At 34.0% G+C, this 12,833-nt stretch carries 12 protein-coding genes; 6 read left to right on the top strand and 6 right to left on the bottom strand.

Features of this window, described 5'->3' with window-relative positions; genetic code table 11:
* Positions 1–345, top strand: a complete 345-nt coding sequence (locus AABL87_RS03575; protein WP_006259063.1) for a hypothetical protein — start codon at positions 1–3, stop codon at positions 343–345.
* A gap of 2 nt (positions 346–347) precedes the next feature.
* Complete coding sequence (locus tag AABL87_RS03570) at positions 348–1,001, top strand: alpha/beta hydrolase (protein ID WP_341276949.1); 654 nt, start codon at positions 348–350, stop codon at positions 999–1,001.
* 64 nt (positions 1,002–1,065) lie between these two features.
* On the opposite strand, the gene AABL87_RS03565 is transcribed toward AABL87_RS03570, so the two are convergent.
* Genes AABL87_RS03565 through AABL87_RS03555 form a run of 3 tightly spaced genes read right to left on the bottom strand, consistent with a single transcriptional unit; the run spans position 1,066 to position 2,930 of the window.
* Entirely contained in the window at positions 1,066–1,608 is a 543-nt protein-coding gene (locus AABL87_RS03565; RefSeq protein WP_006259065.1) for a hypothetical protein, read from the bottom strand.
* A gap of 27 nt (positions 1,609–1,635) precedes the next feature.
* Positions 1,636–2,130 carry a hypothetical protein gene (locus AABL87_RS03560; protein WP_006261055.1) on the bottom strand — a complete coding sequence of 165 codons (495 nt, stop codon included), beginning with the start codon at positions 2,128–2,130 and terminating at the stop codon, positions 1,636–1,638.
* Positions 2,131–2,144: 14 nt separating this feature from the next.
* The gene (locus AABL87_RS03555) at positions 2,145–2,930 is read right to left on the bottom strand and encodes an MBL fold metallo-hydrolase (RefSeq protein WP_006259067.1); all 786 of its coding nucleotides are present in this window, start codon (positions 2,928–2,930) and stop codon (positions 2,145–2,147) included.
* Positions 2,931–2,992: 62 nt separating this feature from the next.
* Here AABL87_RS03555 and AABL87_RS03550 point away from each other — a divergent pair, with 62 nt between their 5' ends.
* On the top strand, positions 2,993–4,441 hold the full coding sequence (locus tag AABL87_RS03550; protein WP_058699560.1) for a hypothetical protein: 1,449 nt from the start codon (positions 2,993–2,995) through the stop codon (positions 4,439–4,441).
* A gap of 159 nt (positions 4,442–4,600) precedes the next feature.
* On the opposite strand, the gene AABL87_RS03545 is transcribed toward AABL87_RS03550, so the two are convergent.
* From AABL87_RS03545 to AABL87_RS03535, 3 genes are all read right to left on the bottom strand, one after another.
* Positions 4,601–5,866, bottom strand: a complete 1,266-nt coding sequence (locus tag AABL87_RS03545; RefSeq protein ID WP_341276948.1) for an acetyl-CoA hydrolase/transferase family protein — start codon at positions 5,864–5,866, stop codon at positions 4,601–4,603.
* 128 nt (positions 5,867–5,994) lie between these two features.
* On the bottom strand, positions 5,995–6,393 hold the full coding sequence (locus AABL87_RS03540) for a DUF3995 domain-containing protein (protein ID WP_006259070.1): 399 nt from the start codon (positions 6,391–6,393) through the stop codon (positions 5,995–5,997).
* Positions 6,394–6,458: 65 nt separating this feature from the next.
* On the bottom strand, positions 6,459–7,016 hold the full coding sequence (locus AABL87_RS03535) for a Crp/Fnr family transcriptional regulator (protein ID WP_058699558.1): 558 nt from the start codon (positions 7,014–7,016) through the stop codon (positions 6,459–6,461).
* A 379-nt stretch (positions 7,017–7,395) separates the two neighbouring features.
* Between AABL87_RS03535 and AABL87_RS03530 the strand changes: the two genes are divergently transcribed.
* The 3 genes from AABL87_RS03530 (at position 7,396) to pheT (ending at position 12,520) form a co-directional block, all read left to right on the top strand.
* The gene (locus AABL87_RS03530; RefSeq protein WP_025124189.1) at positions 7,396–9,570 is read left to right on the top strand and encodes an endonuclease MutS2; all 2,175 of its coding nucleotides are present in this window, start codon (positions 7,396–7,398) and stop codon (positions 9,568–9,570) included.
* Entirely contained in the window at positions 9,570–9,983 is a 414-nt protein-coding gene (locus tag AABL87_RS03525) for a thiol-disulfide oxidoreductase DCC family protein (protein ID WP_006263449.1), read from the top strand. The genes AABL87_RS03530 and AABL87_RS03525 overlap by 1 nt, the downstream gene beginning before the upstream one ends.
* Before the next feature lie 101 nt (positions 9,984–10,084).
* A complete protein-coding gene (gene pheT, locus AABL87_RS03520; protein WP_006263448.1) occupies positions 10,085–12,520 on the top strand; it encodes a phenylalanine--tRNA ligase subunit beta in 2,436 nt (811 codons plus the stop codon).
* Positions 12,521–12,833 lie beyond the last annotated feature (313 nt).

The following is a 12,833-nucleotide window of genomic DNA, read 5'->3' as shown; positions in this document are numbered from 1 at the left end:
ATGCTGAAGACTTTTAACGAAAAGGAAATTGAAACAGGTAGAACAATGGCAGCTATTGCCCATATTTTTATCTTAGGAACTTTAATCGCAATATTTATGAACCTTGAACCAAAGAATAGATTCTCTGGTTTTTATATTAAGCAAGCATTTGGTCTAACCTTATTCTTTCTTGCCCTAGGTTCAATGGCAAGTAACTTTGATACTTGGCTTATTTCTGCTCCTTTCTATTTTTGTTTTATTTCTCTTTGGACATATAGCTTTATTGGTGCTGTAACAGGTGAAATTAAGCCATTACCAAAAATTGGCGTATATTTCCAAAAATGGTTTGACAAATTATCAGCTTAATTATGGATACATCACTTTCAATTTCATACTTAATTCAAGAGCCTAAAGTAATAAAGGACAAAAACCCAGTAATTATCTTATTACATGGATATGGTAGCAATGAAGAAGACTTATTCTCTTTCGCTCCTGAATTACCAGATGACTACTATGTAATATCTACACGCGCACCATACACAGTACCTCCTTACGGATATGCTTGGTACGCTATTACCTTTGATGCAGATGCTAACAAATTCTCAGATGATAACCAAGCGATTGAATCTAGAGATTTAATTGTACGTTTTATTGACGAGCTTGTAGCAAAATACCCTATCGATGCAAACAATGTTAACTTAGTCGGGTTTAGCCAAGGAGCTATACTTAGCTATGCTATCGCTTTATCTTATCCTGAAAAGGTAAATAAAGTAGTTGCTTTAAGTGGTTACTTCAATGAAAATATCATTGCAAAAAACTATAAAGAAAACAACTTAAGTAAATTGAGGTTATTTGCCTCTCATGGAACAGTTGACCAGGTTATACCTATTGATTGGGCAAGAAGAACACCTACGATTCTTACAAGTTTAGCTGTCAAGCACACTTATAAAGAATACCCTGTAGGACATGGAGTACATCCACTAAACTTCAGAGATTTCAAAGAATTCCTTTTAGAAGAGTAATAAAAAAAAGTAAGGCTAGTGTTATACACTAGCCTTACTTTTTTATACATAACTTGATTATGTTTTATTCTTCATGAACATCTTCCTCTACTGGTTGGTCAGAGTTAATGATTTTTAATTCTATAGTCTTTGCCGCTGTAAAGGCAGTCTCTCCTTTGTGCTTTAAAACCATCCCTTCATTAGATAATTCCCAACCATCGTTGATATAAGCACTCTTATCTTTAGTAAGTTCTAGAACAATCCCCTTTTTATGATTTGGTAAGAATATTTCTGCTTTCTTCTTATCCTTAGCATAAGTAACAAAACAGCTAACGCTATTATCCTCTAAAGCATTATCCTCTGTTGTATCCTCTTCTAACCCTATTGGATTAAGTCTAAAACCTATCTCGAATATACGAATACAGTTATTCTCTAACTCACTCCAACGATATCCAGCTGAATAAGCACACCCCAATACTTCATCATCTTCATCCAGCGTTACGATCTCAGTACTTCCGTCTGTTATGACCATTCCTTTTTCATTATCATCTTTATTATCTTTCAAGATGAAATCACAGGACGTCATGGTAAGCAACAATATAACAAACAAACTTATTGACTTTTTCATACTACTCTATTTTTATATTAGACGACACTACTTAGTAGCATACATAACAGTATCTATGGTCTTAAACTCAGTAGGTTTACCCTCTGTGTAAAAATACTTAATTAAAACTTCTCCATGAACAGCTCCTGCATAAAAATCTGCAATTATCCATCTATGATTTAGAACTTTAACTTTATTAATCACACATTTCTCTCCATTAATCACTCCATAAGGAACTAATGGATTACCATTATCTTGATGGTTTAAAGCTAATACCTCTTCTTTTATAGAAGTTAGAGATTGATCTATTGTTTTGTAATTAAAATACTCCTGTGCATCTTCATTGTATTCGATAGAAAAATAATTTGCCTCATTAAAATCCTTAGTAACTTCTTTTAATGAATCTCGAACAATATCAATGCGTTTATGAGCTATTTCTATCTTCTTCCCCTCCATCTTATACATATTCTTATTATTGGCATATAGAAGAACAAGAATTACAAGTGAAAAAAGGAATAGGTAAAAGAAAGCTTTATGTTTCATAATGTGATAATAAATTATATAGTGATTTTTAAATTGTCGTACGCCAAATATACATCTTTTGGAAGTATATTTTCTACATCTTTATGAAAACCTAAGTCTTGTGCTATATGAGTTAAATAAGCTTTCTCTGGTTTTATTTTATCAATAAAAGCAAGCGACTCCTCTAAACTAAAATGAGTAGGGTGATCCTTAATACGCAAAGCATTTACAATTAAAACCTTACATCCTTTGATCTTTTCAACCTCTTCGTCTGTGATGTACTTAGCATCTGTGATATAGACTAAATCTCCCAATCTATACCCCAATATAGGCAAAGGCCCATGCATTACATCAATAGGAATAATAGTCTTCTTCCCTATCATAATGGTATCTTGTGAAGTAATACTATGCTCTTCTACACTAGGAGCCCCAGGATATCTATCTTCTTTGGTAAAAATATAATCATATCTTCTCTCTAAGGCTTTTATTACTCTTTCTTGAGCATAGATTGGCAACGAGCCATGCAAGATAGTTAATGGTCTTATTTCGTCTAATCCTGCGATGTGATCAGCATGTTCGTGAGTAAAGAATATTGCATCTAATTTACTACACCCAGCAGTCAACATTTGTTGTCTAAAATCAGGCCCACAGTCAATCAAAATAGTGTGTTCATCCCACTTAACCAATACAGATGTTCTCAACCTTTTATCCCTCGGATCTATACTGTGAGCTACTGGATGATCTATACCTATTATCGGAATACCCTGTGAAGTACCCGTACCTAAAAAATATACTTCCAAAATGACATAAATTTTCCACAAAAGTACGGTTTATCTTTTTTTGTTGTACGATATTTGTTAGGTTTGTTTAAAATAGCTAATTCATGAAAAACTTTGCTGAAGATTTAGTACTAAATGGGGATAGAGTAATAGAACATCACCCTGCCATTTCAGATAAAGCACTAAAAATCAACCTTAACAACGATATTTACGGAACATTTGCAGAAATTGGTGCAGGACAAGAGACAGTCCGTCACTTCTTTAGAGCTGGTGGTTCTTCTAGAACAGTAGCCAAAGCGATGTCCGCTTATGATAAAGTATTTAGTGACGCTATCTATTCTGTAGAAGAAGATGGACGTTATGTTACAGAAAGTCGCCTAATCAAAATGCTTGATTATGAGACAAGAAAAATTGAAGAAAGATTAATACGCGAAGAGAATCCTAACAAGACTTTCTTTAGTTATGCCAATACAGTAGCAACAATTGACTACGCTAAGAAAAACAAAGGGCATGGATGGGTAGGTATTATGTTTCAAACAGCTTCTAACCAAGCGTATAACAAGATAGTACTACACATACAGTTCAAAGAGACAGATTCTAAACTACAACAAGAGACTTTAGGTATCTTAGGTGTGAATCTAATTTATGGTGCATTCTACCAACACCATGACGCTAAAAAACTAATTCACAGTCTTTATGACCACTTAGATAAAGATCAAATCGAAATCGATAGTATTAACTTCTCTGGTCCTATCTTTGAGACAGTAGATAATCGATTAATGAGCTTACAGTTAGTTAAAAATGGAATGACTGACGCTGTAATGTTCAGTCCTAGTGGACGTAGTGAACTAGCAGCTAACATTTTGTACAAACAAAACATACTAGCACTTAGAGGTAGTTTTAGACCTGTTACTATCGTTAATATGGATATGTATCAGAAGTCTTTAGACAAATTCATGACACAAAACAACTTAGCTAAAGATAACACTAAAGTTGTATTTGAAATCACCTTGTCTAACCTTTTAGCAGAAGGTTCATTAGACGAAATAGACTTCTTAGATAGAGCAGACTTATTATGTTCTCTTGGACAAACTGTAATGATCTCTAATTTCCAAGAATATTATAAACTTACAGAATACTTCTCTAAATATACTGATCAGAAGATCGCATTAGCAATGGGAGTTAGTAGCTTATTAAATATTTTTGAAGAGAAATACTACACTCACCTAACAGGAGGTATATTAGAAGGTCTAGGAAAGCTATTTAGAAACACAATGAAGATATACCTATACCCTATGATAGGTAACGAAGAACAAATAGTTGACTCTACTAATCTAAAAGTGGACTTACATATTAAAGAGTTGTATAAATTTTTCAAAAAGAACAACCAAATCATCGATATTGAAGATTATGAAAAAGATCATTTATCTATCTTCTCAAGAGATGTTCTGAAGTTGCTACAACAAAATCAAAATGGATGGGAAGACAAATTACCAGAAGGTATTTCTAAAATCATCCAAGAAAAAGAATTATTCGGATATAAAAGAAAATAAATATAAAAAAGCCATTACACTTGTAATGGCTTTTTCATTCCTATTTATTCTCACAAATCAAATAATTGTTAACTATAGGAAATACCCTTAATAGCGATAACGCTCTAGGTCAGAAAACCAATTATGACGCTGGCTTTCTTTTGTAATCAATTATAAAAACTATTTGATACTGTCGTGATAAGTTTTGAGAATTTCTTCTCTAAAATCAGGGTGAGCAATCTCCACCATTGCATCTACACGTTGTTTCAACGTCTTGCCATACAAGTCTGCTACTCCATATTCTGTAACGATATACTGTGCATGGGCACGAGTAGTCACCACTCCCGCTCCTTGTTTTAAGAAAGGTACGATACGATTATGCCCTTTATTACTAGTAGATGACAAGGCTATAATTGCCTTTCCACCTTTACTCAAAGAAGCTCCTCTCACGAAGTCCATCTGCCCTCCTACTCCAGAATACATATGTACCCCTAGAGAATCAGCACAAATCTGCCCTGTCACATCTACTTCTAATGCGGAGTTAATCGCTACTACTTTTGGGTTCTGACGAATAATAGCCGTATCGTTTACATAACTAGACTCTTTCATTACGATAAACGGGTTGTTATCCACAAATCTATATAAACGTTCTGATCCAATTAAGAAAGTAGCTAAAGCTCTTCCTTTCGCTATTGTTTTCTTAGAACAGTCAATTACTCCACTCTCTATTAAATCAATTACACCATCAGAAAACATCTCTGTGTGCAATCCTAAATTCTTGTGATTAGTAAGTCTAGACAATACTGCATTAGGAATAGAACCTATCCCCATCTGTAATGTACTCTCGTCTTCTATCAGAGCAGCCACATGATCTCCTATTAGCGCTTCTGTATCCGTAATAACGGCTTGTTTCTGTGCATAGATAGCAGTATGATGCTCTACCGCCATATCTATCTTAGATATATGTAATACACTATCTCCGAAAGTACGTGGCATATATTTATTCACTTGAGCGATTACCACCTTTGCGCACTCCATAGCAGCAACAGTAGCTTCTACTGATGTACCCAATGAACAAAAACCATGTTCGTCTGGTGGTGATACCTGTATAAGAACTACATCTACTTTTAAAGCTCCTTTGCGAAACAGATTAGGCACTTCGCTAAGAAAAACGGGAGTATAAGAACCATTACCAGCGGCAATAGTATGACGAACGTTCTTACCAATAAAGAAAGAATTCACGTGAAAGCTCTCTGACAAGGCAGGATCAGCATAAGGAGCTGCTCCTTCTGTATGAATATGACAGAACTCTACATTGCGCAGTTCTTCTGCTCTATCACTAATTACTTTGGTTAATATATTAGGAGTTGCAGCAGCGGCATGTACATAAATTCGGTCTCCTGATTTTACGACTTTAGCGGCTTCTGAAGCTGATACATATTTCATATTAAAAATGCTTGAAAATAATTAAACATCTAAGGCGTTTCTTCTATTTAGAAAACATTTCCAAAATACGTATTTTTAAATCAGAAATCAACTGATTTATATCAGTTAACACTTGTATTTACTGATTTTTAGGACATATATAAAAATATATTACTAAGTGACAAATAAAAACAAAGAGGAATGAAGATCGTCGTATCTTTTTTAGCAAATACACTGTTTTTTACTTTTTTAAATACCCCTACATAATTAAAGTCTCCTATTGCTCTCAATCCAAATAGAATTCCTATGACCAAATAACCCCATTTATAGGCTAATACATCACCTAGACTAATTTCTGCAAACACAACTAAGCCACTTGCCACTACTAAAGTACCGACAGGTGAAGGATTAAGTTTTCGCTCTCCATCTTTTGTAGGAAGTACCCCTACTACACCCCATGTTCCTCCTAGTGCCCAATAAATATGGACGGCTGATAGGAATGAGAAAATAACGGTATTCACTATCTTAATCATTACTTCTAAACTCATTGTCATCTATTAAATATTATGACCGCAAAGTTCATCCTTCCTTTTCTCTAAAACATTCACTTAAGTTAATATCCCTTTTCGTTTAATCTTTTACGGATGCGAGACAGAGACTGAGGCTTTACCCCTATATAGCTTGCAATATACTTTTGTGGAATACATTTAAACACCTCAGGAGTACTCTCTATCAACTGTAAATAGCGTTGTTCAGGGTTTAAGAATAAGAGAAAATCTATTCTTTTCTTTGCTTCTAAGAAAATCAACTCTGCCATTCTTCTACCTAATAATTGTGCCTCTATAGATGTTTCATAATACGCAAAGAGATCTGACTTACGGATTAGCTCTACATCTGTCTCCTTTGTAGCTACAATGGTTAATTGGGATGGTGCATTAGTCAGCACACCTTCATAGTTAGTAAATATATGATTAGACAGATAAAATGCAAAAGATACATCATCCCCTTCTGCATCTATATAATACATCCTCAAGCATCCTTTACGAACAATTCCAACATAATCACAAACTTCTCCCAATTGAAGAATTTCTTCCCCTTTTGTTAGCGTTCTATAAATTACGCTATCCTGTAAATCCTCTAATAATCTATCGACAAAATGATTACTTTGCATTTTCTTCTACGTGTATTAATGACTTATCAAATGTAAAATATCCTTCTATAAATCAAAACAAGTATATTCTGTTTTTGAACTCCTAAAAACGACCATTTTACTTTTCTAATCCTTTATCTTCTATCTTATTTCTAATGAATACTTCATAAGCAAATAATCCTTTTCATAATGGCTCCATTAAATCACCTCGAATAACAGGCTCATAACAAAGACGTTTACTTAAATTGTCATTTTGACTGTTCTAAGATAGCCTACAGAATTATAATTTATTTTAGCACCTATTACTACACCATTCGTATAAAATTGTGTCTGTAATGAATTAAAAATCTTTAATTCACTCAAATAATGTTATTTTTGTACATATTCTCATTTTAATAAAATGACATCAATAAACAAAAAAACATTACAAGATTTAGAATTCAATACGGTATTAGAAACAGTATCAGCTCTTTGTACTACAGAGGCTGGTAAAGAAGCTGCTATGGAGATATGCCCGCTTAAAACAGAAGCAGGAACGATGAGAGCATTAAAGCAGACTTCAGAATACGTTTCTTCATTTACCAATAATAATATTATCCCGAATCACTACTTTGACAGTATAGACTACGAATTAAAGTTTTTAGGAATTGAAAATAGTTTCTTAGAAGTAAGTAGCTTTAAAAAGATACAAACCCTAACAGACACCACAATTACCCTAATCTCTTATTTAAAAAAATTCGAGGAGTACTATCCTAATTTATACCATGAGGCAGAACAAACGCCTTTAGAGAAATCTATTCTTAAAGAGATAGATAATGTCTTGGATAAATATGGTGAAATCAAAGACAATGCTTCGTTAGATTTATTGAATATCCGCAAAAATATCAATATAGTTCGTGGTAAAATAAACCAAAGTTTTGGCGCAGCACTTACGCAATACAACAGTTCTGGGTATCTAGATGATATCCGAGAAACGGTGGTAGAAAACAGACGTGTACTAGCGGTAATCGCTATGCATAGACGTAAAGTAAAAGGAAGTGTATTAGGAACGTCAAAAACGGGAAGTATTGTCTATATCGAACCTGAAGCTACTTTGAGATTCTCTAGAGAGTTAAATAACCTAGAATATGAAGAACGCGAAGAAATCGTACGTATTCTAAAAAACCTAACAGATGCTATTCGCCCTTTTAGAGATCTACTTTTAGAGTATCAAAGCTTCTTAACCTATATCGACGTTACTGCCGGAAAAGCAAAGTATGCCAATAAAATCAACGGTTTACTTCCTGAGATTAGCAAAGAAAGAGAAATGTACTTTAGAGAGGCTTATCACCCTATTTTACTGTTAAACAATAGAGCGAAGAATAAACCTACCTATCCACAAACAATTAATCTAGAGCAAAACAGTAGAATAATCGTTATCTCTGGACCAAATGCTGGTGGTAAGAGTATCACGCTAAAAACAGTAGGATTATTACAACTGATGTTACAGTCTGGATTACTTATTCCGGTACACGAAAGAAGTAAAACATTCTTATTCGATAGAATACTAACAGATATTGGAGATAATCAGTCTATAGAGAATCACCTAAGTACTTACAGTTATAGACTTAAGAATATGAATTATTTCTTAAAGAAATGTAACGATAATACGCTATTCTTAATTGATGAGTTTGGTACAGGATCTGATCCAGAACTAGGAGGTGCATTAGCAGAAGTGTTCTTAGAAGAATTCTATGATAGAGAGGCTTATGGTATTATTACGACTCACTATACCAATCTAAAAATACTAGCAGATGAATTACCGAATGCTACGAATGCCAATATGCTATTTGATGAGAAATCATTAGAACCAATGTATAAACTAAACGTTGGACAAGCAGGTAGCTCGTTTACCTTCGAAGTTGCACAGAAAAATGGTATTCCGTTTAGCTTAATTAATAGAGCCAAGAAAAAAGTAGAAGGAGATAAAGTTCGATTTGACAAGACTATCGCTAATCTACAGAAAGAAAGACATAAACTAGAACGTACTTCTCAGAACTTAAAAGAGGAAGAGACTAAGGCAAGAGATGAGAGTAAGAAAATGGAGACCATCAATGCTAAAATTCAAGAGAAACTAGAGCGTTACCAGGAATTATTTGATTCTAATCAACGTTTAGTAGCTCTAGGTCAACGCTTAGATGATTTGTCTGAAAAATACTTTAATAATAAAAGTAAGAAAACTCTTTTTGGAGAAGTTCTAAAAGTAGTAGAGATTGAAAATTCTAAACGCAAGAAGGTTACCATAAAAGAGAAGAAAGAAAAAGAAGCTCAACAAAAAGAGCTAATTAAGGAAGTGGAGCAAAAAGTAGAAGTGATTCGCAAAGAAAAGAAAGAAGAAAAGGCGAAAAAGCAACTACAAGATGCACAGAAGAAAACCAACTTCCCTCTTAAAGTGGGAGATCGCGTTCGTATGATAGATGGTCGTTCAGTGGGAACAATCGATGTAATCGAAAAAAATAAAGCAACGGTTAATTATGGTATCTTTACTTCTAAAGTAAGCCTTGATCAACTAGAAATGGTAGAACGCAAAAAATAATGTTAGATATACCTCGCAATAAAAAAATTATCTTATTTGACGGTGTTTGCAATTTATGCGACAGCGCCGTCAATAAGGTTATAAAAGCAGATCACCAAGATCAGTTTAGATTCGTAGCCTTAGATTCAGAAAAAGGGAAAGAGATTCTAAACTATATCGGTATCGATCGCACTAAGATAGACAGCATCGTTCTATATGAACCAGGTGTAGCCTATTTTATCAAATCAAAAGCAGCCTTTGAAATTGCTTCTGCTCTAGGAGGCAAGTACTCCCTGATCGGCATATTCTCATTCTTACCAACAGGTATCACAGATGCTCTATATGAATATATCGCTAAAAACAGATACAAATGGTATGGAAAAAAAGAAAGCTGTATGATACCAAGTGAGGATATTAAACAGAAATTTCTATAATTTCTTCACTTAACGCTAATTTGTGATTTTTTCATCACAAATAATTTTACTTAAACTTTGGCAATGCGTATATTTGCGTACTTATAAAAAAATATTCTCGAATGCATATTTCATACAATTGGTTAAAACAATTCATTAAATTAGACATAACACCAGAAGAAACTTCAGAAATCTTAACAGACTTAGGTCTTGAGGTAGAAGGAATCACTACATATGAGAGTCTTAAAGGTGGTCTAAGAGGAGTTGTTGTTGGACACGTATTATCTTGTACAAAACATCCAAATGCAGACAAATTAAACGTAACAAAAGTTGATTTAGGAACAGGTGAGCCAGTACAAATCGTATGTGGTGCGCCGAACGTTGCTGCAGGGCAAAAAGTACCGGTTGCTACTATTGGTACAGAATTGTTCGATGCAGAAGGAAATGCATTCCAAATCAAAAAAGGCAAGATTCGTGGAGAAGAAAGCTTTGGTATGATTTGCTCTGAAGTAGAACTTGGTTTAGGTACAGATGGAAGCGGTATTTTAGTTTTAGAAGATAAATGGGAGCCTGGAACACCAGCTGCTACTTTATTTAATATCGCGACAGACGAAGTTTTTGAAATCGGTCTTACCCCTAACCGCTCTGATGCTATGAGCCACTGGGGAGTAGCACGTGACTTAAGAGCTGGTCTACTACAAAATTCTAAAGAAGAAACTCAACACAAAGAATTAATCACTCCTTCTGTTAGCAAATTTAAAGTTGAAAGAAGAACACTTAAGATTGATGTTAGTGTTGAAGACTATAAAAAAGCACCTCGTTACTGTGGTGTAACAATCTCTGGTATAGAAGTAAAACCTTCTCCAGACTGGTTACAAAATAGATTGAAAGCAATCGGTATTACTCCTAAAAACAATATCGTAGACGTTACCAATTACGTTTTACACGATTTAGGACAACCATTACATGCTTTTGATGCTGCTAAAATAAAAGGTGGTAAAGTAATCGTAAAAACTGTCGCTGCAGGTACTAAGTTCGTAACTCTAGACGGAGTAGAAAGAACTCTTCACGAAGATGACTTAATGATCTGTGATGAGAATGGACCAATGTGTATGGCAGGTGTATTCGGAGGTAGCAAATCTGCTGTTTCTGAAAGCACATCAAATATTTTCTTAGAAAGTGCTTATTTTAATCCGGTTACGGTAAGAAAAGCAGCAAAAAGACATGGTCTTAATACAGATTCATCTTTCCGTTTTGAGAGAGGTGTTGACCCTGCTATTACTGAATATGCTCTTAAACATGCCGCTTTATTAATCCAACAAGTAGCTGGTGGAGAAATCACTTCTGATATTATCGACTTATACCCTAAGAAAGTAGAAGAACATTCTGTATTCTTAAACTTCAATAATATCAATAGATTATTAGGAGAAGAAATTTCTAAAGAAACAATCAAGAAAATCTTAGTATCATTAGATATTAAAGTTCACAGTATGTCTGATGTAGGTATAGGTATTACTGTTCCTGCTTATCGTGCTGATGTAACTAGAGAGATTGACGTTATAGAAGAAATCTTGAGAGTATATGGATTTAACAACATTACTTTCTCTTCTAAATTAAATGCAACTATTGCTAATAGTTCTAGAACGGAAGATCATAGAGTAACAAATATTGTAGCTCAGCAGTTGGTAGCACAAGGGTTTAATGAGATTATGAATAACTCATTAACAACTCCTGATTACACAGAGTTAAGCGAAAATATTAAATCTAATTACCAAGTAGATATCCTTAACCCACTAAGTCATGACTTATCAGTAATGAGACAGTCATTATTATTCGGAGGATTAGAGTCTATCTCTTACAACGTAAATAGAAAACGTGGTGATTTAAAATTCTTCGAGTTTGGTAAAACATACCACAAGATGCTTAACAACTTCGAAGAGTACAAACGTTTTTCTGTATTTGCTACAGGTAATATCACTAAAGCAAGCTGGAACTCTGAGCAAAAACCAATTAGCTTCTTTGACTTCAAGGGATACATCAACGGTATTATCACTCGTTTAGGCTTAGCTAAAGTAAGTACTCAACCTGTAGAATCAGATTTATTCTCAGAAGGTATTGCTTACTATATTGGAAAAGAATTAATCGTAGAGTTCGGTATTCTGAAGAAATCAGTAACCAAACACTTTGATATTAAACAAGAAGTTTGTTACGCTGAATTTAACTGGGATAATGTATTAAAAGTAGTTTCTGCTAAAATCAAAATTGCTGAAATCAATAAATTCCCTTCAGTTAAACGTGATTATGCTTTATTAATCAACGAAGCAGTAACTTTCGAAGAGATCTATAACCTAGTAAAACAAGTAGATAAAGCAGTCATCAAAGACGTAACTCTATTTGACGTTTACCAAGGAGAGAAAATCGAAGATGGTAAGAAATCATACGCTATCTCTATTATCATGGAAGATGTTACAAAAACACTTACTGATAGTCAAGTAGACAAAATCATGGGTAAAGTAAAATACCAATTAGAAAATGTTTTACAAGCTCAATTGAGATAATACTAATCGTTTATAGTATATATTTAAAAACGCCCTGCTAGATCTTTAGCAGGGCGTTTTTTTGTGTACCCTATTCTGTAAAGGATATCCAAATATGTACACCTAGAATCTACATAAAGTAGAGACAGAATATCTTCCGTGTCACATAATATATGTCCGTATCACCTCATTGTAAGTAATATAGCACTAGGTCAAAATACAATCTACATAAAGTAGAGACGGAATATCTTCCGTGTCACATAATATATGTCATATCATTCCATTGTAAGTAATATAGCACTAGGTCAAAATACAATCTACATAAGGTAGAGAC

The organism is Myroides sp. C4067 (assembly GCF_038039665.1).
GTDB lineage: Bacteria > Bacteroidota > Bacteroidia > Flavobacteriales > Flavobacteriaceae > Flavobacterium > Flavobacterium odoratimimum.
This window is presented reverse-complemented; position numbering and strand designations above follow the sequence as displayed.

Coding starts and splice junctions, on each gene's coding strand:
- AABL87_RS03575 (WP_006259063.1), top strand. CDS start 1: ATGCTGAAGACTTTTAACGAAAAGGAAATTGAAACAGGTAGAACAATG.
- AABL87_RS03570 (WP_341276949.1), top strand. CDS start 348: ATGGATACATCACTTTCAATTTCATACTTAATTCAAGAGCCTAAAGTA.
- AABL87_RS03565 (WP_006259065.1), bottom strand. CDS start 1,608: ATGAAAAAGTCAATAAGTTTGTTTGTTATATTGTTGCTTACCATGACG.
- AABL87_RS03560 (WP_006261055.1), bottom strand. CDS start 2,130: ATGAAACATAAAGCTTTCTTTTACCTATTCCTTTTTTCACTTGTAATT.
- AABL87_RS03550 (WP_058699560.1), top strand. CDS start 2,993: ATGAAAAACTTTGCTGAAGATTTAGTACTAAATGGGGATAGAGTAATA.
- AABL87_RS03545 (WP_341276948.1), bottom strand. CDS start 5,866: ATGAAATATGTATCAGCTTCAGAAGCCGCTAAAGTCGTAAAATCAGGA.
- AABL87_RS03540 (WP_006259070.1), bottom strand. CDS start 6,393: ATGAGTTTAGAAGTAATGATTAAGATAGTGAATACCGTTATTTTCTCA.
- AABL87_RS03535 (WP_058699558.1), bottom strand. CDS start 7,016: ATGCAAAGTAATCATTTTGTCGATAGATTATTAGAGGATTTACAGGAT.
- AABL87_RS03530 (WP_025124189.1), top strand. CDS start 7,396: ATGACATCAATAAACAAAAAAACATTACAAGATTTAGAATTCAATACG.
- AABL87_RS03525 (WP_006263449.1), top strand. CDS start 9,570: ATGTTAGATATACCTCGCAATAAAAAAATTATCTTATTTGACGGTGTT.
- pheT (WP_006263448.1), top strand. CDS start 10,085: ATGCATATTTCATACAATTGGTTAAAACAATTCATTAAATTAGACATA.